Raw genomic sequence first — 25308 nt, forward strand, 5'->3', positions numbered from 1 at the left:
ATGAAATATATAAAAGTTAACAAACTAACAGTGCTTTTAGCCTTTCTAGGTACTGTACTAATGGGTTGTTCAGATGAGCTGGACCAACCGGAACTGAACAATAATTTCGCAGGAGGAACGGACTTCTCCCAAACCGATGATATGATATTTTCATTGATCGGGGTATACCAATCTGTCGCTGATAGAGGTTGGGAACAACCCTTGGTTGTTTCCACTAGAGGTGATGATGTCAATGCCGCCGGTGATCAACAAGGGTTAAAAAACCAAGACCGTTATGTGTACGATAATTCATTCTTTGGATCAAGAACCTTATGGGAAACTTATTATGGTGATATCATAGGTGCACATACCGGTATGGAGCAGATAGAACGATATATGGAGTTTGCAGATGATGAAGGCATTGCCTTAGGTAACCAATATATTGCAGAGGCAAAAGTATTGCGCGCCGTGTTACTCTTTCAATTATCCCAAGTATATGGTTCGGTATTTATTCCAACTTCATCAGATTTAAATGATTTTGCAGATGTGACATCGGTACCTAGTAAGGATGAAGTTATGCAACATATCTCTGACCAAATGGACGAAGCAATTCCGTTCTTACTTGACCTCAGACCAAATGAGCATACGGATTTACCTGGTGGGGTTACCAAATACACCGCTTTAATGCTAAAGGCAGAGGCCAATCAAGAATTAGAAAATTACCAAGCCGTAGCAGATGCTACAGGTGAAATTATAGCTTCGGGCAAGTTCAGTTTGTTCCCAGATTATTATGAGTTGTTCAAAACTCCCGGTAAACTAAGCAACGAAAATTTATTTGAATTTCAATATTCGGATTTCGGCAACGGTGAAGGTGAACGTGTAAGTCACTTGTACGCTCCTTATGGTCCTAACTCATGGAACCCAGAAGTTGATGGTTCCAGTAACGGATGGGGATTCTTTGAACCTACCTTAAAATATATTGAATTTATGTTGGACAGAGGCGAGACCGATCGTCTGGAAACTTCGGTTTTCTTTAGCCAAAAGGGTATTGACAGTTTGATCGCCACAACGTCGTATACGGCAGAAACCCTTCCTTCGTTTGTATCTCCCGTAACTAGGGATGGTGATGAAAATACATCAACGGTTCGTTCAATATTTTCCAGTGGTAAACATTATTTACCTACCAATCAATTAATACCGGGCCGTACGGCTTATGGTAGTAACAAGAACAATATTGTTTTCCGTTACTCGGAAACATTGTTAATGTATGCAGAAGCTTTGGTTCAAGGAGCCAATAACTCAGTAATGACTGCAGATGAGGCGGTTAATCAAGTACGGGCAAGAGCCAATATGGCTCCATTAAGTGGTGTTACACTAGATCAGATCGTAGATGAAAAATATGCAGAGCTTTCAATGGAATGGGGAAAACGCTTTTTCGATATGGTAAGATTGGGCAGGTATGATGAGCTAAGTTACGATGGAAGAACCTTTACGGAAGATAAGGCCTTTGTAACCTATCATCAAGATCAGATAGACGAGTTTCCAATATTAGGTGAAATAGCAAACTAAAAAAAACAACCATGAAACATTTTAAATACGTAATTACCCTCTTGATGGCCGCCTTTCTTTTGGTTGCCTGTGAAGATGGTATTGATTCACTAACCGAGGTTGACCCAGGCGCGGATGAAACGGCTCCCAGCATTACAATTATCTCCCCTACTGAAGGTTTAGCGGTAAAGGTCAATGAAGAACTGGCAACGATTACCATAAAATTTGAAGCAAAAGATGATATAGAATTGGCTTCGGTACAAGTAGCCCTGGATGGTACTATTTTAAAGACCTATTCAAACTTTCTGGATTATAGGAGACTTGTGGTAGATGATTTGGTTTATGACCAACTGGCGGACGGTGATCATGTGCTCACCGTAACGGCAACAGACCTAGAAGGCAAAACAACAAATGGCACGGTCAATTTTACAAAAGAACCTGCCTATGTCGTTAAATATCCTGGAGAAATTTTATATATGCCCTTTGATGGCGCTTACGTTGACCTGATCAGCTTTGAGGAAGCCCAGGAATTTGGAAGTCCTTCTATTAGTGAAGATAATATTGCCGGAGACGGATCATACCAAGGGGCAACAGATACCTATCTGACCTTAGACCCTGAACGCTTCAAGAATGCAGAATTCAGTGCTATCTTCTGGATGAAAATAAACAGTACTCCCGATCGCGCAGGTGTATTGACTATGAGTCCACCTTTAGTGGATGGCACCAATAACGACCTTACCAAAGGATTTCGTTTTTTCCGTGAAAACGCTAATGGCAATCAACGCTTTAAATTAAATGTTGGTTCTGGTGATGCCGGTACTTGGTTATACGGTGGTGAAGCTGCAGACGTAGACCCTTCTACCGGAGAATGGGTAAACTTCGCTTTTACTATTTCCGGTGCTAAAGCTGTAGTATATATTGACGGTCAAATTGCTAGCGAGGGTGCTTTTAATGGAATTGATTGGACGGATGTCAATGTGCTATCCATCATGTCGGGCGCTCCTAACTTTACACAATGGAACCACTGGTCTGACGAAAGTTTAATGGATGAACTACGCATCTTCAACAGGGCTATATCCCAAGAAGAAATTCAGCAAATAATGGCAGATGATTCTGGGGAATTTGTATCAACCTACCCTCCTACGTTCAACGGTGAAATGTTTTACATGCCTTTTGATGGCACTTACAACGAACGTTTTAGAAACATTGACGCTACCGTTATAGGTACACCAGGTTATGCCGGTGAAAGTGTAGAAGGTGATAACGCCTATGCCGGTGCAACAGATTCCTATTTAACGTTTCCAACGAATGAATCCGGACCGCTTACTACAGAGGAATTTAGTGCAACTTTTTGGTACAAACTAAATGCCGACCCAACCCGTGGAGCAATTTTGGTTATGGGTCCAGAAGATGTGGATAACGCAGCTTATCCCGATGTACAGAACAAACGTACCAACGGATTCAGGTTTTTCAGAGAGGGCGATGCCACACGCCAAGTATTTAAGTTGAACGTGGGTAACGGTGAAGCAGATTCATGGTTTGATGGTGGCGATGCCGCTGCACTGGATCCTACCACCACAGACTGGGTGCATTTGGCCTTTACCATTTCTGGAACCGAATGTGTGGTCTATTTTGATGGTGAGGTTGTTTCTCAAGGCAATTTTTCAGGTGTGGATTGGACTGGGTGCGATATCCTTTCCATTGGATCAGGAGCCCCAAGGTTTACGGAATGGGGACACGGTGCCGACCTAAGTTTTATTGATGAGCTTAGATTATACAACAAGGCATTGACCCAACAGGAAATTCAAGATATAAGACAAGCAGGTCTTTAATAAATAGTGTAGTTTAATTAAGTTAATGTAGTAGATTTTTATGAGGTTATTTTTAATTTCAATGACCGTTGCAGCTTTGTTAGTGGGCTGTAACGGTCAATCCTCAAAGTCCAAGGACAATGGGCAAGAGGAGTCCAAAAAACTTACGGAGATTACGGATGAACAATTATTGGATTCCGTACAAAAACAGACCTTCAATTATTTCTGGGAGGGTGCAGAACCCACATCAGGTCTGGCAAGGGAAAGAATTCATTTAGATAATATATACCCGTCACATGACAAGGATATTATAACCATTGGTGGATCAGGGTTTGGTGTTATGGCCATTTTAGTAGGTATAGAAAGAGAATTCATAACACGCGAAATGGGTTTGGAACGACTGGAAAAAGCGGTAGATTTCCTTGATAAAGCCGATCGTTTTCATGGTGCATGGCCACACTGGTTGACCCCAGATGGCAAAACGACCCCGTTCAGCAAAAAAGATAATGGTGGAGACCTTGTAGAGACCGCATTTCTTATAGAAGGCTTGTTGACCGTTAAAGAATATTTCAAAAACGGTAATGAACGAGAGCAAAAATTAGCCCAACGAATACAGCAATTATGGGAAGATGTGGAATGGGATTGGTATACCAAAGGTGAAAACGTATTGTACTGGCACTGGTCGCCAGAATATGAATGGGATATGAATTTCCCCGTGGGTGGTTATAATGAAGCGTTGATCATGTACATTTTGGCAGCGGCATCTCCCACCCATCCAATAAAAAAAGAAGTTTATGACAAAGGTTGGGCTAGAAATGGGGCTATAACAAAAGATACTACATTTTATGGTCTACCCACTGTTTTAGATCATTACGAGCATGATGCCTCTCCGGTAGGCCCAATGTTCTGGGCACACTATTCTTTTACAGGTTTAAACCCTAAAGGCTTAAAAGATCAATATGCAGATTACTGGGAATTGAACCGTAACCATACCATAATACAGTACAAATATGCGGTAGATAACCCTAAGAATTATAAAGGTTACGGAGAAGATTTATGGGGCCTCACATCAAGTTACTCCATGAAAGGTTACGCAGGTCATAGACCAGATAGGGATATTAGCGTTATTTCGCCAACTGCGGCACTTTCTTCCATGCCATATGCACCTAAAGAGAGCATGGCATTTTTAAGAAACCTGTACACCAACCATGATACGCTTGTGGGTAAATACGGCCCATATGATGCGTTTAGCTTAGAAGAAAATTGGGTGTTGCCCAGATATTTGGCCATTGATCAAGGACCTATTCCGGTGATGATCGAAAATCATAGAAGCGGACTGTTCTGGATGCTTTTTATGACCAATGACGATGTTCGTAACGGATTGGACAAACTTGGGTTTTCAGTTGTATCTCCAAAATGAAGGTAACAAACCTACATAGATGCAATAAGAATAACTTCCAAAAGATACTTGTTGTATTTTTTGGAGTACTGACGATGTCCATAGTGGCCTGTTCAACATCGGAACCCGATGCCCCAACTGGGCAATCTGAGCTACCGGAAATACCTACAGAACCAGAACCAGACCCTGAAGTACCCGATATTACAGATGAGGAACTTTTAGACCTTACCCAACGAGAAACCTTCAAATACTTTTGGGATTTTGCCGAGGCAAACTCTGGTGCTGCGCGTGAACGTTTTCACCCCATTGAACCATCAAACGACCCAAATACGGTTAGTGTTGGCGGTACCGGTTTTGGTTTAATGGCTTTGATTGTAGGTGTAGAAAGAGGTTTTATAAGCAGAAACGAATCTGTAGTACGTATTGATCAAATCTTAAGTTTCTTGGAAACTGCTGATCGTTTTCACGGTGCATGGCCACACTGGTTAGACGGCACCAATGGTACCGTTAGACCTTTTAGTGAAATGGACAATGGTGGCGACCTTGTAGAAACCGCATTTTTGGTGCAGGGCTTGATCTGTATTAAGGAATATTTTAAAGATGGTGACGAAACCGAAAAATCTTTAGCCGATAAGGCAGATGCACTATGGAAAGGGGTTGAGTGGAACTGGTACACGCAAGATAAAAATAGCCTTTACTGGCACTGGAGTCCTAATTTTGGTTTTGATATCAATCTAGAATTGAAAGGATATAATGAAGTAATGATTACTTACGTAATGGCTGCCGCTTCACCAGAATTTTCTATTGAAAAAGAGGTATATACCAATGGCTGGGCATCTAACGGAGCTATTACAGATGCTACTAGTGCCTATACTATTCCGTTGATTGTGGATCATGCAGGAAACTCCACTAATGGCGGACCATTATTTTTTTCGCACTACTCTTATTTAGGACTCAAGCCACATAATTTGAACGACGAATTCGTTGATTATGGTGCTGCGGCCATCAACCATGCTAAAATCAATTATCTGTACTGCGTAGATAATCCTAAAAATTTCATCGATTATGGCGAAAATTGCTGGGGATTAACAGCCAGTTATTCTAGAAATACTGATGGTACCTTAGGGTATAACGCACATAGCCCAAGTAATGACATAGGTGTAATATCACCAACAGCGGCAATCAGTTCCATTCCTTACACTCCAGAAGAATCTCTAAAAGCGCTACGCTATTTTTATCAACATAAAGATAAATTATTGGGACCGGCAGGATTTTATGATGCTTTTAGTCCGCAAAACAACTTTTGGGTTGCTAAAGCTTATTTGGCGATTGACCAAGGACCTGAAATCATAATGATAGAAAACTACAGAACAGGCTTACTTTGGAATCTTTTCATGCAGAATGAAGACATTCAAAACGGTCTTGACAAACTAGGTTTTACGTATGAAAAATGAACACTTACTTCTCGCCCTTATTTTTATATGCAGCTTTACAGCTTTCGCACAGGATACCGGTTCTTTTGAAAAGAAAGCATTGATCATAAAAGGTGATACATTGCCATATCGAATGCTATATCCTGAAAATTTTGACGCGGAAAAAACATATCCGTTAATCTTATTTTTACATGGTGCGGGTGAAAGAGGCAATGACAACCAAAAACAATTAACACATGGTAGTGCTCTATTTCTTAACCAAAACAATAGAACCAAATTTCCCGCAATTGTTATTATGCCACAATGCCCTAAAGATGATTATTGGGCTCAGGTAAACGTAGATCGTAGCAACTACCCTGTTCAATTGGACTTTCAATTTAAAAAAGGACCAACCAAGGCAATGGACCTTGTGCTGCAATTATTGGAAAATTATGAAAAAGAAGACTTTGTAGATAAAAACAAAACTTATGTCATGGGGCTTTCTATGGGCGGTATGGGCACCTATGAACTTTTAGCAAGACAACCAGACCGTTTTGCTGCCGCAATTGCAATATGTGGAGCGGGCGACCCAGCTTACGCAACAAATTACGCGAAGAAAATTCCTGTATGGGCATTTCATGGTGCTCATGATAACGTTGTTGCCCCTTTACAAACAATGGAAATGGTTAGTGCTTTACTACATGAGGGAGCTTTCCCCCGGCTTACCTTATATGATTTTGCCAACCATAATAGTTGGGATCCTGCTTTTGCAGAACCAGATTTATTACCATGGCTTTTCTCTAACTCCTTGAACAAAGAATAAAAGGTCATTAAAACCGATATTTATGTCTCATACCTATAAATTAATACCATTACTCCTATTGTCTTTTGCCATTTCTAAAATGTCTGCGCAAGAAACCATACCTGAAGTTGAAGCCTTATTGAGCAAAATGACTTTAGATGAAAAGATAGGACAGCTAAATCTATTGACACCTGGTGGCGGTATTGCTACGGGGTCTGTTGTAAGTGAAAATGTTGAAGCAAAAATAAAAGCTGGTCAAGTAGGTGGTTTATTTGGTGTATCAGGACCAGAGAAAGTTAGGCAGGCACAAGAAATAGCGATAAAAAATTCTAGATTAAAAATCCCTTTATTAATAGGTTCCGATATTATTCACGGTTACAAGACCACCTACCCTATTCCATTGGGTGTGGCTTCTAGTTGGAATATGGAACTAATTGAAAGTGCCGCAAAAATGGCTGCAAAAGAAGCTACCGCAGATGGTATTAACTGGAATTTTTCGCCAATGGTAGATATTTCCCGTGATGCCAGATGGGGAAGAATTTCTGAAGGTTCTGGCGAAGACCCATACTTAGGATCGGCTATTGCAAAGGCAATGGTGAAAGGTTACCAAGGTAAAGATTTAAAAAATGAATTTACCATGATGGCCACGGTTAAGCATTTGGCATTGTACGGTGCCGTTGAAGCTGGGCGTGATTATAATTCGGTTGATATGAGTAAGGTGAAAATGTACAACCAATATCTACCACCGTACCAAGCAGCTGTAGATGCCGGCGTAGGTAGCGCCATGACATCTTTTAATGATATTGACGGTATACCTGCTACTGGGAATAAATGGTTGATTACGGACCTATTAAGAAAGCAATGGGGCTTTAAAGGTTTTGTTGTTTCTGATTATACTTCTGTAAATGAAATGACCGCGCATGGATTGGGAGACCTGCAAGCTGTTTCTGCCCAAGCCATTAATGCGGGACTTGATATGGATATGGTGGGCGAAGGTTTTTTGACCACACTTAAGAAATCTGTACAAGAAGGCAAGGTAACCGAAGAAGCCATTACAATTGCCTGTAGAAGGATTTTAACCGCAAAGCATCAATTGGGACTGTTTGATGACCCTTATAAATACTCGGACACTTCAAGACCTAAAAAGGATATCCTTACCGCAGAAAACAGAGCAGCTGCCAGAAAAATTGCCACACAATCCTTTGTACTTCTCAAAAACGAGAACAACGTACTTCCTTTACAAAAAGATGCTAAAATCGCATTGGTTGGTCCTTTGGCAAATGATAAAAACAATATGCTGGGTACATGGGCACCTACGGGAGACCCTCAGTTATCCATTCCTGTTTTAGAAGGTTTAAAAAATGTAGCTCCAAAAGCTAAGATAACGTACGCCAAAGGGGCTAATATCACCAATGACCATGAACTGGCTTCACGTGCCAATGTTTTTGGGCTACGCGTAGATATTGATAAACGATCGCCAGATGCCATGATTGCAGAAGCTTTGCAAAACACTAAAAATGCAGACGTCATCGTTGCCGTGGTCGGGGAAGCTTCTGAGTTTGCAGGGGAAGCAGCTAGTAGAACCGAAATATCAATGCCTCAGAGTCAAAAAAAATTAATCAATGCCTTGGCAGAGACCGGCAAACCTGTGGTACTGGTACTTTTTAGTGGAAGACCACTGACCATCGCAGAAGAATTTAACCTACCGGTAAGTATTCTGCAAGTTTGGAACCCTGGTGTTGAAGCCGGTAACGCTATTGCAGATGTGCTTTTTGGAGATTATAATCCGTCAGGTAAATTAACGGCAAGTTGGCCTAGAAACGTGGGGCAAATTCCCATATACCACAGTATGAAAAATACAGGAAGACCAGCACCTACCCATACATTTGAAAAGTTCAAATCCAATTACCTAGATAGTGAACTATCTCCCCTTTTCTCTTTTGGTTATGGGCTGAGTTATACCACATTTGAATATAGTGCAATAGCTGTTGACAAGAAAAAAATAGCACAAGATGAAGCTGTAAATATCTCGTTTACCGTAAAAAACACTGGTAATTATGATGGTGAAGAAGTAGTTCAACTCTACTTAAAAGATGAGGTCCGCAGTATAACACCTCCAAAAAGACAGCTTAAAGGTTTTAAAAAAATATTCCTGAAAAAAGGGGAAAGCCAAAGAGTGACTATCCCCCTTTCTGCAAATGATTTAAAATTCTATAACAGTGAATTAAAATTTGTAGCTGAACCAGGGAAGTTTATTGTTTTCGTAGGTGGAAATTCCAATGCTGAGATGTCTACTGAATTTGAACTGGAATAAATCTTTGATCCAATATTTAGAATAAAATTGAATTCGACTATGCGACTAGGCATCCTAACGCTTATAGGCTTATTGACCATTGCTTGTAACACCAAAATAAATACGAGTAAAAAAACCGCTGAAAAACCAAATATCGTATTTATCATGGCAGATGATCACGCCATTCAAGCAATAAGTGCTTATGGCCACCCCATCAGCAAATTGGCAAATACCCCTAATATTGATAGGATTGCCGAGAATGGAGCCATATTCCAAAACAGTTTTGTTACCAACTCCATTTGTGGTCCTAGCAGAGCAGTTATCCTCACCGGAAAACATAGCCATATCAACGGATTTAGACAAAACGGAGATCACTTTAAGGGTAGTCAGCCCACATTACCCAAAATGCTACAGCAATCCGGTTATAACACCGCAGTATTCGGTAAGTGGCATTTACATGGTTATCCGGAAGGATTTGATCATTGGAAAATTATTGTAGACCAAGGAAACTATTATAATCCTGATTTTATTGAACATGGCGATACAACCCGTGTAGAAGGCTATGCTACCGATATTATTACCAATGATGCCTTACAGTGGCTGCAACAGGGCCGAACAGATTCTCTTCCATTTTTTCTAATGGTACAGCATAAGGCCCCGCATAGAAATTGGATGCCCGCACTGCGACATGCAAACCTTTACGATTCTATACAATTTCCATTACCCGATAGTTATTTTCCTGATTTTAATAAACAATGGGCTTCTAAAGAGCAACTACAGACCATATATAATGACATGTACGAAGGGCATGATTTAAAAATGACCCAATCTTTTGGGAGCATACAACTCCTGAACAATCCATGGACCACGGACTTTGATAGAATGACCCCAAAGCAACGTGACGCTTGGGACGCCGCTTACTTAGATAAAAACAACGACTTTCATAAAGCTCACTTAACCGGTAAAGATTTGGCCATCTGGAAGGGTCAGCGTTACCTTCAAGATTATATGGCAACTATTGCCGCAGTAGATGAGGGTGTCGGCAAAATACTTGATTACTTGGAAGAAAGCGGTCTTGACAAAAACACACTAGTGGTCTATACTTCCGATCAAGGTTTTTGGATGGGTGAAAATGGTTGGTTCGATAAACGTTTTATGTATGAAGAATCTTTTAAAACGCCATTACTAATGCAGTTACCTGGTACCATAAGACCAGGAAATAAAATCAGTGCCATGGTGCAAAATCTAGATTTCGCCCCTACTTTTTTAGAACTTACCGGGTTTTCCAATTTAAGTAAAGACATGCAAGGAGAATCTTTTTTCGGATTATTGAACGGGACACTTAACGAAGACGATTACAGAGATGTGGTTTACTATCATTATTACGATTACCCTGCATTTCACATGGTGAAGAAGCATTACGGTATACGAACAAAACGTTATAAACTAATACATTTTTATGATGATATAGATACTTGGGAGTTATACGACCTTGAAAAAGATCCAAATGAAAAAATGAATTTGATCATGAATACCGATTATGCCCAGGTCTTACATAGAATGCGCATTAAACTGGATAGCGTACAAACACATTACAAGGTTACCGAAACTGAATTTAAAAAAGCTCCTAAAGAAAAAGTGGACAACGCCTACGAGCAATTTAAACGATTAAGGGGCACTCCGGCTTTTGAATAATTGCTCCAGCACTACATCTTCTAAAGTACTGTTATGAAAACAGTTGAATCATATTCTTCAACCTGTAATTAAATGTGCTATATTTAATGGTCTTGCATATATAGAACGTCATGTTTTATAAGATTTAGCTTTCCTAATCCATAGAAAATAGCAGAAAATAGTACAGATTATGTATATGGGGAGAATCAAAAAGTTTATCAGGTGCTACCTCTTTTTCATTCGTTCCAAAGCAGTATAAATACCAAACATGAAAATTTTAAGAAAATTTAGACAACGATTACTTGAAGAAAGTAAATTCAGCAAGTATATCATTTATGCTATTGGAGAAATAGTATTGGTGGTCATTGGTATTTTAATAGCGTTAGCCATTAACAACAAAAATGAAGAGCACAATAATATTGAACAAGAACAGGTAATTTTAAAACAAATTAGAGCAGACTACAGATCAAACCTTCAACAGTTGGAAAACAAGATTGAAATGAGAAGAAAGTTGATTTCAGAAAGCCTTACAATTTTGGATATCACATCAAATAATATTTCCATAAGTCAAGATTCCCTTTCAAAAATATTTGCCACCTTTTTTATGGATCCCACTTTTGACCCCATAGAAAATGATTTAATGAATCTGGAAAACATTAAATTGATTCGAAATGATAGTTTAAAACAACTACTCTCCCATTGGACATCGGATTTTAAAGCCTATAGTGAATCTGAACAGATACAACATGAACATTATATTTCCGAAATCATTCCGTTTATGAAAGAAGTTGGTATAATGAGAAACGCCAATCATGTATTTTGGAAAGCACAAGAATTAAGAATGGGCTTTTTGGACCAAGGACAGAATACAAAAATTTTAACCTTGGGTAATAGTCCAAAAGCTATAGACGTACCTTCCATTTTAAATGATTATAGGATTGAAGGGTTGGCAACCTTTATTTTTACATTTTCCCAAGTGTGTAATTTAGAAGGGGAAACACTTAAGAATAAGATGCTCACCACATTGGATATGTTGGAAAGCGAAATTATGAACTAAGGAAAACTGGACTAAAATCAAACAAAGTTTTCCACACTTATTCCAACAGCTTATCCAATGTAATAGGTAAGTTGCGCACCCGTTTTCCAGAAGCATCAAAAACGGCATTGGCAATTGCAGAGGCAACTCCAACAATCCCTATTTCCCCAAGTCCTTTTGCCCCTAACGGATTTACTATATCATCATGCTCTTCCACGAAAAGTACATTTAGCTGTTGAACATCGGCGTGGACTGCCATATGGTACTCCGCAAGATTGGCATTCATGATTCTACCACTGCGGTCGTCTATCATACCCTCTTCTTCCAAGGCCATACCTATGCCCCATGTAATAGCACCCAAAATTTGGCTCTCTGCCGTTTTAGGATTAATGATTCGTCCACCTGCAATTGCACTGGTAACCCTAGGTACAGTAATCATACCTAAATCCTTATCAACATGGACCTCAACCATAACACATGAATGTGCATAAGAAGAATATTGTTCTTGGCGTACTTCAGGCTCTAATGCATTTTCAGCCTCAATAGAATCAAGTCCGGCCGTTAACAATAAAGTGCTCATATTGATCAATGTACCGTTTGGAAAAAGCAATGTTCCATCAGTACAGGATACCTCATCATAATTAACATGATCCAAATCTTCGTCAACGTTTACCTTTGCCAGATCTATCAATTGTTTTTTTAAATGATTACAGACCGCCTTTACCGCGGAGCCTACTGAAGATACCGTCCAGGAACCCCCTTCTATAGGTGCTTTGGGCAATGAGGTGTCTCCTAATTGAAATGTAATTTCTTCCATAGCAATACCCAAGGTATCCCCGGCAATCTGTGACATCACCGTATAAGTTCCGGTACCAATATCCGCAGTACTTGAACTGACCACTAATTTACCCGAAGAAGTAAGTACAGCCTTAGCAGATGATTTTTGTTGCATAGCTTCCCAACATCCTGTTGCCATACCGTAACCCACCAATATGGAATCATCTTTTATTTGTGTTTTCGTATGTCTATTATACCAGCCAAAATGCGATGCCGCCTGCCGGTAACATTCCCTTAATTCTTTGCTTGAAAAGGGTTTGTCCTCATTTTGGTCCTTATCCGCATAATTTAAAAGCCTAAATTCCAACGGGTCTATATTTGCTTTTATGGCAAGCTCATCCATTGCACATTCCAAGGCAAACATACCCGTAGCTCCTCCTGGAGCCCTCATATCCATTGGTGTATAGACATTTACGGGTATTAGACGATATTCCAGTTTAACATTATCGCACTGATACATCATACCGGACCAATCTACGATAGTTTCATTATATTTTTCAAATTTTGAGGTTTCCCCGTATGCCTTATGAATAATGGATTTCAATTTACCTTCCTTGGAAGCACCCATTTGTAGTTGTTGAATACAGGCAGGTCTATGACCAAAGGAAAACATTTGTCGCCTTGTCAAAGAAACCTTTACAGGTCTTTGAAGTTCACGTGCTGCCATGGCCGCCAAGAACAGCTGATACTGAGGACGAAGTCCAGAACCAAAACCTCCGCCCACGTAGGGTGATAATATTTGAACATTTTCCGTATCCAAGTTAAATATTCCGCATATATATTCCTGGCTACTGTTTACACCCTGTACTTTATCATATATTTTAAAGGATTGAGTTTTTGCGTTCCATTCCGCTATAGAAACATGAGGTTCCATAGGATTATGGTAATGTCTAGGCTGACTGTATTCCACATCTATCTTTACAGCAGCGTTAGCATATGATAGTTCTGCATTACCTCTATCCGGTGCGGTATCCTCTACACCCTCCGTGGTTGCATTGCCCATATTTTTTTTAATGTCCGTAGTACATTCTTCTGCTAAATACTCCACCTCAACCAAGCCGGCGGCATAACGTGCCAATTCAAAGCTTTCCGCTACTACCAATGCAATAGGTTGACCGTTGTATAGTACCTGGTCGTTATACAAAGGTCTAAAAGGATGACCGGGTGGGGACAACGGGTCCGTATAATCAACATTTTGCCGTACATCATCCGGTAGGTTTTCGTGGGTGAAAATGTCAAGTACGCCATCTATCATTTTTGCCTTACCGGTATGTATAGCCACAATTTTTCCATTGGCAATGGTACTGTTCACCACATAGCCATGAACCAATCCTTCAGGTTTAAATTCGCCCGCATAGGTTGCCGACCCGGTAACCTTCTTTACTCCATCTACCCGTTTCCTAGATTTTCCTATATATGCCGTATCCATTTGCAATTGTGTTATAGTGTCCTGGCCTCGTTCAAAGCCCTAATTATTGTTTTATGCGCCAACTTTATTTTAAAATCATTATCACCAAAACCTTGGGCCCCGTCCAATAATTCTTCAGCTAGTTGTTCAAAATTTTCGTTATTGGCCTCCTTACCCACAAATTTCTCTTCCACTTGCGGCAAACGCCACGGTTTATGGGAAACACCGCCTAAGGCTACCCTTATGTTCTCAATACGATTATCCGTAAGTTTCATTGCCGCTGCTACTGAAACCAATGCAAATGCATAGGAAGGTCTATCACGGACCTTGATATAGGCAAAATTTTGATTATATGTTTCTGCAGGTAAATCAATGAAGGTGATTATTTCATTAGACTTGAGATGGTTATCCTTTTGCGGAGTATCACCAGGTAGTCTATGAAATTCCAAAATTGGTATTCTGCGCTCCCCTTCCCCACCTTGCACAACAATCTCCGCATCCAAGGCCGCCAAGGCCACGCACATATCCGATGGATGTGTAGCAATACAGGTGTCGCTAGTCCCTAAAATAGCGTGAATTCTATTAAAACCCCCAAATGCGGAACAACCGCTTCCTGGTTCTCTCTTATTACATGGTGTGGCCGTATCATAGAAGTAATAGCAACGAGTACGCTGCATAAGATTTCCACCATTGGTTGCGGCATTTCTTAATTGCGCTGAAGCACCGGACAGGATGGCTTTGGACAATAAAGGATAGTTTTTTTCCACTAACGAATGGTACGCCGTATCCGCATTGGTCACCATTGCGCCCAAACGTAATCCACCGTTAGATGCTTCTACGATTTCTCGATAAGGCAAACGATTGACATCTAACAGGTAGTGCGGATTCTCTACCCTATATTTCATTAGGTCCAACAAATTGGTGCCTCCAGCTATGGGTTTTGCATAATTTTTTTTGGTCAGGTCATCTACCGCTTGCCCTATATCCACGAACCTACTATAGTTAAAATCATTCATATCAGTTATTTTTTGCTACCATTGCTTCCGCTACCTTAAAAATATTGGCATAGGCGCCGCACCGGCATAAATTACCGCTCATAAGGTCCCTGATTTCCTCCGGTGTTTTTCCTTTGCCCATTTTGAGCATACTTACCATTGAACATATTTGTCCTGAAGTACAATAACCGCACTGAAAGGCATCGTTTTCAATAAAAGCCTGCTGCACTTGGTGTAAACCATCATCGTTGGCCAGACCTTCTATAGTTACGATTTCCTTATCATCGTTCATAACCGCCAATGAAAGACAAGAATTTATGGCTTTACCATCTACTAGGACGGTACATGCTCCACATTGGCCATGGTCACACCCTTTCTTTGTACCTGTTAAATTCAGGACTTCCCGTAGAGCGTCCAAAAGAGTAGTACTGATGGGTATGGTAATTTGATGTTTTTTACCATTAATGTGTAGTTCAATATCATTTTCGCTTAAAAATCCCATGGTCTATATTTTAGATAAAGTACAGAACCACCATGGACGAAGAATTTATTAATTGTGATATCATAAGTTACACACCACATGTTATTTATTCTAAGCTGAGCAATGGTTTTGCACGATGCATAAAATTAGCCTTACCCTAGGTTTTGCATTGTCCTATAAAATGTTTTATTGACCCATTAAGGAAAGTGGGTTTGCATTCTTTTAGAATTTATGGAACACCAAAAAATAACCGTATACTACAATGAAAATGAAGATATTATAGGGTACGCCCAATGGTTAAGAGTTCATTCCATTGGGTAGTATATCTTGGACTTCTGTGCTCTTTGATAAGTGCCCATTCCTTATCGCGGTTACCTACAGTGGCTAATTTAATCTTATTTTTTCCATACCTATTGTTCAGATTATCAATTACATTGGTAATTGCTTCACTTTCACTTTTATGGGGGGTATGGAATAAATTAGTCTGCACTTCGTTTTTTTGTACTAGCTGCGTTAAGTTGATGCCCACTTTTTTATAGCGATATCCTTGCCGGAATATTTGGCGAAGACCTTTAAGCGCTTCTTTGGTTAATTTTGCGGTACTATCTGTGGGGGTATCCAAGGTAATGACGATTTTATTACGGTATTGCTTATCTACCGCACTATGCTCATTGGTCTGTAAGGATACTTCAATCTGTGCTGCAGCGCTTTGTTGCTGCCTTAATAGATCAGCTACCTCAGCAACATAGTAACTACATGCTTCCTCTATCAAAGTATAATCAGTCAATTTATAGCCAAAAGATTTTGCGGTTCCTATACCTTTCTTGGCATTGGGTTGCAACACGAGTTCCAGACACGGAATATTGTTCAGCTCCCGCCACAGGCGCTCTCCAATTACCGTCATCTCTTTCCTTACCCAAGCTACGGGCATATTGGCAAAATCCAATGCAGTGCGTATATGGTTGTTCTGCAATCGAATAGCATGCTTTTTGCCTATTCCCCATATATCCTGTACCAAAAGATTGTGTAAAAGATATTTTCTTTTTTCTTCAGAATCCACAATGTAGATATTATTGTTGGATGCTACTTTCTTGGCATACTTGTTTGCCAGTTTGGACAGGGATTTGGTCTTTGCAATTCCTACACCTACAAGTATGCCGGTGTTTTTGACAATGGTATCCTTCATTCTTTGCGCCAATGCTGTTAACTCTGCTGGGTCATAATGAGACAAATCCACAAAACTTTCATCAATACTGTACTCTTCTACCAAAGGAGAAAATTGATGCAAGGTCTGCATTACCCTTTTTGACATATCACTATATAACGTGTAATTGGAAGAGAAGTAAGTAACCTTATGGGCATTTAACAATTTCCTGATTTTAAAAATAGGTTGAAACATAGGTATTTCCGTCAAAGCCTTGGCCTCCTTATTGGCCGCAATAATACACCCGTCATTATTACTTAATACTACTACAGGTTTATTTTTAAGGTCAGGCCTAAATACCTGTTCGCAAGAAGCGTAAAAACTATTACAATCTACCAACGCAATCATATAACCGATTTTATGATATAGGTTATTACGCCCCATAAGTTTAAAGGATCTCCTGCTTTACCTACACGCATGATATGAAATGCATCATCCACACTGGCCAAGATCAACTGCGCCGGTTTAGGAACCAAGGACTTATCTACAATAAGTACATCGTTCTTGGCAATACCGAAAGTTTGAAAGGAATCGTCTGCCACCCTAATAAAAAAGGTGGCGGACGAATTGCTTACCAGTGTTTCGTTCAAATCTATTCTGGGTTCATTATAATGCGTTGCAGGACTTGAAAATCCCGTTTGGGAAGGCCGCTGCACCCTATAGCTTTTATCCGCTTTCTTGACTAACCGTAATTCTTCGTCCCTCATAAAAATTCCTGACTCATTAGCAAAATTTAAAATACTATCTAAATATTTGGATTTATTCCAAAATTAAGGATATATTCCAAATAATATAATTATTTTTATAAAGAGTTATTCACTAATCCTGATAAGGGAAACTAAAATAAATTGATTTTAATTAAAGTAGAACTATACAATCCCATAACGGATACGGTTAATTATTAAATAGTTAGAGGTAGTTTACTCCACGGTACAATAGTAACTTCACCTATAAAACATAAATAATAAAATTATGGGTACTAAATATAAAAATGACGAATTAGGCTTAACCAATGAAGTTCAACAAAATCAAGGATTAAAAACAGCTGAGGATGTGGACAGCACAAATAAAAAAGAGGTAGGTAATCCTGTAAATAATGGTGGAGTAAATATTGATGCTGATGATGTTCATCTAGAAAAACAATGGTTGGCGGTAAGAGATGAATACCTTGCCAAATTTCCGGAATTAAATGAAATGGAAGAGGAATTTAAAACGGAGAACATTGGTGCGCTCATTCAAAGTATAGCACAAAAAAGAAAACAATCTCCACAGGTCATTGCGGAAGAAATACGTTCTTGGGAATTATCTCACTAAACTCTAAAATAATAGATGTTAGTTGTAAAAAAAGTTAGCAATACACTGCTTTCAATAGATAAAATATATGCTATATGAGATCAATTTGGAATGGTTCCATAAGTTTTGGACTGGTATCTATCCCCATAAAATTATTTTCTGGGTCTGAGGACCGAAAATTGGATCTGGATATGTTGGACAGCCATGATGGTGCAAGGATACGATATAAAAGGGTCAATGAGGATACGGGAAAGGAAGTTGAGTGGAAAGATATAGTCAAAGGATATAAAAAGGATGATACCTATATCGTTTTGGAAAAGGAGGATTTTGAGAACGCCAATATGAAAAAAAGTAAGACTATTGATATTGAACAGTTCATCATGGAAGACGAAGTGTCCGATGTGCTTTTTAAAAAACCGTATTTCATTAAACCGCAAAAGGGAGGTGAAAAGTCTTATACACTATTGCGAAATGCATTGAAAAAAACAGAAAAATTAGGAGTGGCCACCTTTGTAATGCGCCAAAAGGAGCACCTTTCCCTAATTGGGGTATATGAAGATGCGCTGGTACTACATGTAATTAGGTTCGAGGATGAAATAAGGGATACTGGGGAATTGGAGCTACCCAACACCAAAATTGCCAAAAAGGAATTGGACATGGCAATTTCATTAATAGACCAATATACGGAAGAGTTCAATTTTGCAAAGTTCAAGGATGTATACAACGAGCAACTTTTAAAAATTATTGAATCTAAAGCTACCGGTAAAACAAGTAAAGCAGAAAAATTCGAAGCAAAACCAACGCCTGCAAAAGATTTAATGGCACAATTAAAAGCAAGTTTGAAAAAACGTGAAAAACAAGCATCATAACCTTTGAGTCTAAAGATATATAATGATAAAAGAGACTTTACCGCTACCCCCGAACCCAAAGGGGAAATAGTAAGTGGTGCCCACACCCAACGATTTGTAATACAACGACATCAAGCCTCTCATTTGCACTACGACTTACGATTGGAAATTGATGGCACCTTAAAAAGTTGGGCAATTCCCAAAGGGCCATCCATGAATCCGTCAGATAAACGATTGGCGGTAAGAACGGAGGATCACCCTATACCCTATCTTAAATTTCAAGGCACAATTCCAAAAGGTAATTATGGTGCAGGTATAATGAAAATATGGGATGATGGCATATTTGAGATTGATCACCTGGAAACTGATAAACCGCTTTTGGAACAATTGGCGATAGGCAATCTTAAATTATTCTTCCATGGAAAAAAAATTAAAGGTCGCTTTGCTTTGGTACGTACTACCCCAAAGGGAAGCAGTGAGCAGTGGTTGTTATTAAAGAAAAAAGATACGTATGCCATTGATGCTTTCTATAATGCAGAAACATTGGTTCCGGTAACGGACCGCAATATAAAAGAATACCCACAAAATCTGCATCCTGGTCGCGTTGTACAACCCATGTTGGCTACAAGTACCAAAACCATTTTCAATGATCCCAATTTTATCTATGAACTTAAATGGGATGGTTATAGGGTTATTGCTCATGTAGCTGAAAGTGGTATCCTTTTACAATCCAGAAACGGTATTAACTACAATACCAAATTCTCCAAATTATATGATGAACTTCAATTATTGGACAATGAAGTTATTTTAGATGGTGAAGTAGTTTTGGTTGATTACAACGGTGTGTCGCAATTTGGGGAACTTCAAAATTATCCTGATGCCAAAGGAGAATTAAGATATTATGTATTTGATATGCTGTATTTAAACGGACACAGTATGTTGGACTTAACGTTACGTGAACGAAAAAGCCTGATACCCGAAGTACTTGAAGATTTAAAGATCAGCAAGTATTGTGACCATGTGGAAGGAATGGGAACTGCATTGTACCAAAAGGCTATTGAAGTAGGTATGGAAGGAGTAATAGCTAAGGAAGCTAATTCTACATACACCCTTGGTTATAGAACGGACAAGTGGTTAAAGATAAAAGGAATTCAAAGCCTGGATGCCTTTATCTGCGGATATACGGAATCATCTAACAGTGCGGAACGTGTAGGCTCCCTTATTCTTGGAACAGAAGAGGATGGCAGGTTAATCTATGTTGGTAATTGTGGTTCTGGGTTTTCCACTGCACAGCGTAATGAATTATATAATGCACTTTTACCACTGAAAACCTCTGAATATCCGTTTGATAAAAAAATATCTTTAAAGGGACGAAAGGCACATTTTGTGCTACCGCTTATAGAATGTGAGGTAAAATTTACGGAACGTACTAAAAATGGTTTATTAAGAAATCCGGTATTTAAGCGCATAAAGAGCACAATACCAACAATGGGCCAGGAGCCAAAAGCCGTACATAGTTCAACTGGCCCCAAAAATGTTGGAAAGGAGACGTTAGTAGTCGATGGCTTTAAAGTACCCATTAGTAATTTGGATAAAATATATTGGCCTAATTCCGGATTAAAAAAGTATGATCTAATTGATTACTATGTACAGATTGCAACCTACATTCTACCACATTTGAAAGATAGGCCCCAAAGTCTACACAGGCATCCCAATGGCATACAACAAGAAAGTTTTTATCAAAAGGACAATGAAAATTTGCCAGATTGGATAGAAACTATCCCTATATATTCCAAATCATCCAATAGGGATATCAATTATCTATTATGCCAGAACACGGCTACATTGCTATATATGGCCAATTTAGGTTGTATTGAAATTAATCCTTGGAGTTCAAGAATACAGCATTTGGATTATCCAGATTATGGAATAATTGATTTGGACCCCCCTAAGGAAATGGATTTTAAGAAGGTGGTAAAGGTGGCAAAAGAATTTAAAAACCTACTTACCGGGATAGCCGCCCCAAGTTTTTGTAAAGTTTCGGGATCAAGGGGCATTCACATTTATATTCCCATGCAGGCTGCCTACACCTATGAAGAGGTGCGTAATTTCATAAAACTATTGTGCCATGTCATTGAAGAACGGTTGCCCTCATTGACTACCATGGAGCGTACTATAAAAAAACGTGAAGGAAAAATTTATTTGGACTATTTACAAAATAGAAAGGGACATACGATCGCCTCTGTACATTCCGTTAGGCCTATTGCCAATGCCCCTATTTCCGCACCTATTTATTGGGAAGAATTGAACGACAAATTAAACCCCCAACGCTATGTTATGAAGACCTACCCTAAACGACTGGAGCAAGAAGGAGACTTATTTAATCTTATAAACAATACTGAATTTGATATGGCAAAGGTATTGACGGAATTAGAATTTAGATAATGAGCAAATTAAAACTATATTATTAGGTCCATAGTTTACCAAACCTTTAACCACTACCCCGTCATGTATATTTTAATTAATTTTGTAAACAAATCAACCTCACCAAAAAATTCACCAATTCTATTTAAACAGAGCACGTTTTCACTGTTTATGATAGCATTTGTTTTAACGTACGGGCATATTGCTCTGCGGTCATTTATGTACTGAACAAACTTAAATGCATTTAAAGGAAGAATTAAACAAGGGCCAATTAAAGGCCGTAACCTATGCAGGTAAACATTTACTTGTACTTGCCGGTGCAGGTACAGGAAAAACGCGTACCATAATTGCACGGGCATCCTATCTAATTGAAAATGGGGCCGATCCATCAAAAATTCAAATTCTGACCTTTACTAAGAAAGCGGCCAATGAAATTGTTGAACGTGTAAAGGCCGGCCTGCCACAATCCAGTGGACGCACATTGAACGGAGCTACCTTTCATTCTTGGTGTAACCAATTGATCATTAAATACCCCAATCTATTTGGGGCGGCCAGTTTTACCGTAATAGATCCTGACGATCAATTGGGAGTCATGAAAATGGTTGCCGGTCATCATAATGAGGCTTACGGAAAACTACGCATAAAACCTCAACAATTACTGGATGTCTATTCCTATGCCCGGAATACCAAAAAAAATCTGACGGAATCATTACGCACTTTGATTTATAAGGGTAAACAGGACAAGGATACCGAATATGAGATTACGGCAATGAAGCCCAATGTAGAACTGTTGCTCCGAGCTTATCAAAAGAAAAAAATGGAGCAAAGGTATTTGGATTATGACGACCTGTTGTTGGTTGTGGCCACACAACTAAAAAAGAATCCCGAGGCAAGAAAACTACTTTCCCAAGATCTGGATTATCTCTTGGTAGATGAAATGCAGGATACCAATCCGCTGCAATGGGAACTGTTATCACCTTTCATTGAAATCTGCAGTTTGTTCTGTGTGGGAGACGATGCGCAGTCCATCTACTCTTTTCGAGGAGCTGACTTTAAGAACGTACATCAATTTAAAGAACGTGTAAAAGAATCTGAAGTCTATAAACTGGAGAAAAATTACAGGTCTACCCAAGAGATATTGGATATTTCCAATTGGTTATTGGATAAATCGCCAATTGCGTATGATAAAAGATTACAGTCTATTAGAGGAAGCGGTGAACTGCCTATTTTATTAAATGTAAGTGATGAATGGCAAGAAGCCAATTGGGTTGCCGATGAGGTCTTAAAAAATTATACGGATGAGGACAGAAAATTTTCTGACCACCTCATATTGTCCCGTTCACAATTTTACACCAAATCATTACAGGCCGTATTCATTAGACGAAAAATACCTTACATCACGTATGGGGGGCGTAAGTTTTTGCAGGCCGCCCACATAAAGGATTTGGTCTCCTTGCTACGTATTGTCAACAATCCATACGATGAGATTGCATGGGTTCGCTTTTTAACCTTTTGGGAAGGCATTGGTGAGGTAAGGGCATCTAGGATTATGGCCGTTATCATTGCAGATGAAGGTAAGACCGAAATACCAACTTTGTTGGAAAGTGCGATACCCGGTAAGGATGGACAAAAAATATCCCAATTGTACCATGCCGTACAAAAAGAAAAGGGCAAGGTGGGAAAAATGGTAGATATTGCATATGAGGCCATGTCATTGGGCCTAGCCTTTAGATATAGAAAAGATTGGGTGGAAAAACGAAAGGGTGATTTTCCTGTGTTAAAATTATTGGCGGATAGTTATGCAAGCCTTGGTGAGTTTATTGGCGAGGGCCTTCTGGACAATGCCGAAAAAATGAACGGTGCACCTGTGTTGAGCGAATCTCAATTGGCAACTTCCGAGAATAAGGACCATGTAATAATATCAACCATTCATTCTGCCAAAGGTCTTGAGGCAGATGTATGCATTGTATTGAACGTATCGCCAAAATCATTTCCGTCAGCATGGTCATTAGATGATACGGATGCCATTGAAGAAGACCGGCGGGTCTTATATGTAGCACTTACAAGAGCCAAAAACAGATTGATCATCACTAGAAATACGGCTTCCATTGCCGCTATTCACGGTAAATCAATTCCGTCCAATACAGGACAGGCTACAGATGATGCCGAAACCTATTTTCTTACCGGACTACCGGAAAAACTGGTTGAACAACAAACCATTGGCCAAGATTTCAATAAGGTAAAGGACGCACCGGAACCCAATCAAATAGATCTTTCCTCTGGAATGGATTTTAGTTAGTAAACAATGCCAGATAAAAATTTTGCCGTCATTTCCATGACCGTCTTTGGGAAAAAGCCTAACCCGCTACGAATAGTACAACTAGAAATACAAAAGGTAAACGGGGAACATGGTACAAAAACATTTTCCTCCTATATTAACCCAGAGCAAAGAATCCCTTTTTATATAGAACAAAGAACCGGCCTTACTGATGAAATATTGTTAAAGGCCCCTACTTTTAGGGAAGTATCGGAAACCATTCTGTTAGAATTGGAAGATTGTATCCTAGTAGGACATAACGTCTCTTTTCTACATTTTGCGCTACAATCAGAATTTAAATTTTTGGGTCATCTATTTAAAATGCCACAAATTTGTACGCAGCGACTTTCAAAAAAACTACTGCCCCATATGGTGAATTATGAGTTGCCATACCTCTGTAATGTACTCAACATTCCCTTTTTTGACAGATTTGATATTCATGAAGAAAATGATGCGGTAACCACTTTGTTCCAAAGGCTGTTACGGTTAGATGAAGACGATAATTATATCGATACATTCTTATATCAAAAAAACAAAAAAGAAGTATTTGTTCCCAAGTCTACCGCATATAAGTATGTAGAACATTTACCCCCTTTACCTGGCGTATATAAATTTCAAGATATACATGGGGAAGTAATTTATGTAGGGAAGGCCAAAAATATAAAAAAACGTGTGCAAAGCCATTTTTATAATTCTTCGGAAAAAGAATTGCAATTATGTACGGCCACACAAAGTATAGATTTTGAACTTACCGGCAGTGAATTACTGGCCTTGTTAAGAGAGGCAGATTTAATTCAAAAATTGGATCCTGAGCACAATTACATTCAGAAGAAAGCATATATAACCTATCATATTGTACCCCAAAAAGACAAAAAGGGGGTCTTACGTTTAAAGATAGAACGGCGCCCTTATCAACATACACCCACGGAAATCTTTTTAAAACGTGGGGATGCCATTAACCGATTAATTGAGCTTACTGAAAAATTTAACCTATGCCCTACCGCAACAGGTTTAACAAGTAAATTGGGCAAATGCTCGCCCATAAGTTATAATGCTTGCAAAGGAATCTGTAAAGGACTGGAGGAACCCTCCGTATATAATGCCAGAGTATCCCAGGCTTTGGACTTTTTAAATAGGGAAAATGACAATTATGCGATTTTTGAAAAAGGTAGAACGCGATCAGAACGTAGTTTTGTACTTGTACTCCATGGAGTGTATCAAGGCTTTGGTTTTTTGGACCCTTCCATGGCAATTGCATCCATCCAAGACTTAGAAGGGTTATTGATGCCCAAGCGCCATACGTACCATACCGCTAAAATTGTTATGGCCTATAAAAAGAAAAATCCCCATAAAATTACATATTTAAATTAGGCGTATGAAGCTATATTCACCTAACTACAATAGAAAAAATTCCTTTTGACACCAATTATATAAATCTATATTTCACTGATATCCAAACTATTACTAGCATATAGACAGTGAATCAAAATATACTACATTACAATTAAGTATTTGCTTATTTAGATTTAATATAAATAATTTGGCAA

Annotated in this window: 18 protein-coding genes; 13 read left to right on the top strand and 5 right to left on the bottom strand. The window is 39.2% G+C overall.

All coding sequences use genetic code 11. The features are described 5' to 3' along the window. The 8 genes from CHB68_RS12770 (at nucleotide 1) to CHB68_RS12805 (ending at nucleotide 11975) form a co-directional block, all read left to right on the top strand. Nucleotides 1-1548, top strand: a complete 1548-nt coding sequence (locus CHB68_RS12770; RefSeq protein WP_089261304.1) for a RagB/SusD family nutrient uptake outer membrane protein — start codon at nucleotides 1-3, stop codon at nucleotides 1546-1548. Nucleotides 1549-1559: 11 nt separating this feature from the next. Next, nucleotides 1560-3359, top strand: coding sequence for a LamG-like jellyroll fold domain-containing protein (locus CHB68_RS12775; RefSeq protein WP_089261305.1), 1800 nt, complete (start codon nucleotides 1560-1562; stop codon nucleotides 3357-3359). Nucleotides 3360-3399: 40 nt separating this feature from the next. Then, complete coding sequence (locus tag CHB68_RS12780) at nucleotides 3400-4758, top strand: glucoamylase family protein (RefSeq protein ID WP_089261306.1); 1359 nt, start codon at nucleotides 3400-3402, stop codon at nucleotides 4756-4758. Further along, nucleotides 4755-6191, top strand: a complete 1437-nt coding sequence (locus tag CHB68_RS12785) for a glucoamylase family protein (protein ID WP_245838935.1) — start codon at nucleotides 4755-4757, stop codon at nucleotides 6189-6191. The genes CHB68_RS12780 and CHB68_RS12785 overlap by 4 nt, the downstream gene beginning before the upstream one ends. Then, a complete protein-coding gene (locus CHB68_RS12790) occupies nucleotides 6181-6972 on the top strand; it encodes a carboxylesterase family protein (protein WP_089261308.1) in 792 nt (263 codons plus the stop codon). Before CHB68_RS12785 ends, CHB68_RS12790 begins: the two co-directional genes overlap by 11 nt. A gap of 22 nt (nucleotides 6973-6994) precedes the next feature. Continuing rightward, nucleotides 6995-9265, top strand: a complete 2271-nt coding sequence (gene bglX, locus CHB68_RS12795) for a beta-glucosidase BglX (RefSeq protein WP_089261309.1) — start codon at nucleotides 6995-6997, stop codon at nucleotides 9263-9265. 39 nt (nucleotides 9266-9304) lie between these two features. Next, a complete protein-coding gene (locus CHB68_RS12800; protein ID WP_089261310.1) occupies nucleotides 9305-10939 on the top strand; it encodes a sulfatase family protein in 1635 nt (544 codons plus the stop codon). 247 nt (nucleotides 10940-11186) lie between these two features. After that, entirely contained in the window at nucleotides 11187-11975 is a 789-nt protein-coding gene (locus tag CHB68_RS12805; protein ID WP_089261311.1) for a DUF6090 family protein, read from the top strand. Between the two features lie 37 nt (nucleotides 11976-12012). Here the strand turns inward: CHB68_RS12805 and CHB68_RS12810 are convergent, their stop codons facing one another. The 5 genes from CHB68_RS12810 to CHB68_RS12830 form a co-directional block, all read right to left on the bottom strand. Next, on the bottom strand, nucleotides 12013-14220 hold the full coding sequence (locus tag CHB68_RS12810) for a xanthine dehydrogenase family protein molybdopterin-binding subunit (protein WP_089261312.1): 2208 nt from the start codon (nucleotides 14218-14220) through the stop codon (nucleotides 12013-12015). Between the two features lie 11 nt (nucleotides 14221-14231). Next, nucleotides 14232-15215, bottom strand: a complete 984-nt coding sequence (locus tag CHB68_RS12815; protein ID WP_089261313.1) for an FAD binding domain-containing protein — start codon at nucleotides 15213-15215, stop codon at nucleotides 14232-14234. A gap of 1 nt (nucleotide 15216) precedes the next feature. Beyond that, on the bottom strand, nucleotides 15217-15696 hold the full coding sequence (locus tag CHB68_RS12820; protein ID WP_089261314.1) for a (2Fe-2S)-binding protein: 480 nt from the start codon (nucleotides 15694-15696) through the stop codon (nucleotides 15217-15219). A 256-nt stretch (nucleotides 15697-15952) separates the two neighbouring features. Beyond that, nucleotides 15953-17227 (bottom strand): Y-family DNA polymerase, encoded by a 1275-nt coding sequence (locus CHB68_RS12825; RefSeq protein ID WP_089261315.1) that lies wholly within the window; start codon nucleotides 17225-17227, stop codon nucleotides 15953-15955. After that, the gene (locus tag CHB68_RS12830; protein WP_089261316.1) at nucleotides 17224-17586 is read right to left on the bottom strand and encodes a S24 family peptidase; all 363 of its coding nucleotides are present in this window, start codon (nucleotides 17584-17586) and stop codon (nucleotides 17224-17226) included. The genes CHB68_RS12825 and CHB68_RS12830 overlap by 4 nt, the downstream gene beginning before the upstream one ends. A gap of 265 nt (nucleotides 17587-17851) precedes the next feature. Between CHB68_RS12830 and CHB68_RS12835 the strand changes: the two genes are divergently transcribed. The 5 genes from CHB68_RS12835 to CHB68_RS12855 all read left to right on the top strand — a co-directional run bounded on the left by CHB68_RS12835 (nucleotide 17852) and on the right by CHB68_RS12855 (nucleotide 25132). Next, nucleotides 17852-18193, top strand: coding sequence for a hypothetical protein (locus CHB68_RS12835; RefSeq protein ID WP_089261317.1), 342 nt, complete (start codon nucleotides 17852-17854; stop codon nucleotides 18191-18193). 74 nt (nucleotides 18194-18267) lie between these two features. After that, nucleotides 18268-19041 (top strand): non-homologous end joining protein Ku, encoded by a 774-nt coding sequence (gene ku / locus CHB68_RS12840; protein WP_089261318.1) that lies wholly within the window; start codon nucleotides 18268-18270, stop codon nucleotides 19039-19041. A gap of 3 nt (nucleotides 19042-19044) precedes the next feature. Beyond that, nucleotides 19045-21465, top strand: coding sequence for a DNA ligase D (gene ligD, locus CHB68_RS12845; protein ID WP_089261319.1), 2421 nt, complete (start codon nucleotides 19045-19047; stop codon nucleotides 21463-21465). 217 nt (nucleotides 21466-21682) lie between these two features. Then, nucleotides 21683-23743, top strand: a complete 2061-nt coding sequence (locus tag CHB68_RS12850) for an ATP-dependent helicase (RefSeq protein ID WP_089261320.1) — start codon at nucleotides 21683-21685, stop codon at nucleotides 23741-23743. 6 nt (nucleotides 23744-23749) lie between these two features. After that, the gene (locus tag CHB68_RS12855; protein ID WP_089261321.1) at nucleotides 23750-25132 is read left to right on the top strand and encodes an exonuclease domain-containing protein; all 1383 of its coding nucleotides are present in this window, start codon (nucleotides 23750-23752) and stop codon (nucleotides 25130-25132) included. Nucleotides 25133-25308: the final 176 nt, after the last annotated feature.

Origin of the sequence: Maribacter sedimenticola (assembly GCF_900188415.1) — a bacterium.
GTDB classification, from domain to species: domain Bacteria; phylum Bacteroidota; class Bacteroidia; order Flavobacteriales; family Flavobacteriaceae; genus Maribacter; species Maribacter sedimenticola.

Coding starts and splice junctions, on each gene's coding strand:
- CHB68_RS12770 (WP_089261304.1), top strand. CDS start 1: ATGAAATATATAAAAGTTAACAAACTAACAGTGCTTTTAGCCTTTCTA.
- CHB68_RS12775 (WP_089261305.1), top strand. CDS start 1,560: ATGAAACATTTTAAATACGTAATTACCCTCTTGATGGCCGCCTTTCTT.
- CHB68_RS12780 (WP_089261306.1), top strand. CDS start 3,400: ATGAGGTTATTTTTAATTTCAATGACCGTTGCAGCTTTGTTAGTGGGC.
- CHB68_RS12785 (WP_245838935.1), top strand. CDS start 4,755: ATGAAGGTAACAAACCTACATAGATGCAATAAGAATAACTTCCAAAAG.
- CHB68_RS12790 (WP_089261308.1), top strand. CDS start 6,181: ATGAAAAATGAACACTTACTTCTCGCCCTTATTTTTATATGCAGCTTT.
- bglX (WP_089261309.1), top strand. CDS start 6,995: ATGTCTCATACCTATAAATTAATACCATTACTCCTATTGTCTTTTGCC.
- CHB68_RS12800 (WP_089261310.1), top strand. CDS start 9,305: ATGCGACTAGGCATCCTAACGCTTATAGGCTTATTGACCATTGCTTGT.
- CHB68_RS12805 (WP_089261311.1), top strand. CDS start 11,187: ATGAAAATTTTAAGAAAATTTAGACAACGATTACTTGAAGAAAGTAAA.
- CHB68_RS12810 (WP_089261312.1), bottom strand. CDS start 14,220: ATGGATACGGCATATATAGGAAAATCTAGGAAACGGGTAGATGGAGTA.
- CHB68_RS12815 (WP_089261313.1), bottom strand. CDS start 15,215: ATGAATGATTTTAACTATAGTAGGTTCGTGGATATAGGGCAAGCGGTA.
- CHB68_RS12820 (WP_089261314.1), bottom strand. CDS start 15,696: ATGGGATTTTTAAGCGAAAATGATATTGAACTACACATTAATGGTAAA.
- CHB68_RS12825 (WP_089261315.1), bottom strand. CDS start 17,227: ATGATTGCGTTGGTAGATTGTAATAGTTTTTACGCTTCTTGCGAACAG.
- CHB68_RS12830 (WP_089261316.1), bottom strand. CDS start 17,586: ATGAGGGACGAAGAATTACGGTTAGTCAAGAAAGCGGATAAAAGCTAT.
- CHB68_RS12835 (WP_089261317.1), top strand. CDS start 17,852: ATGGGTACTAAATATAAAAATGACGAATTAGGCTTAACCAATGAAGTT.
- ku (WP_089261318.1), top strand. CDS start 18,268: ATGAGATCAATTTGGAATGGTTCCATAAGTTTTGGACTGGTATCTATC.
- CHB68_RS12850 (WP_089261320.1), top strand. CDS start 21,683: ATGCATTTAAAGGAAGAATTAAACAAGGGCCAATTAAAGGCCGTAACC.
- CHB68_RS12855 (WP_089261321.1), top strand. CDS start 23,750: ATGCCAGATAAAAATTTTGCCGTCATTTCCATGACCGTCTTTGGGAAA.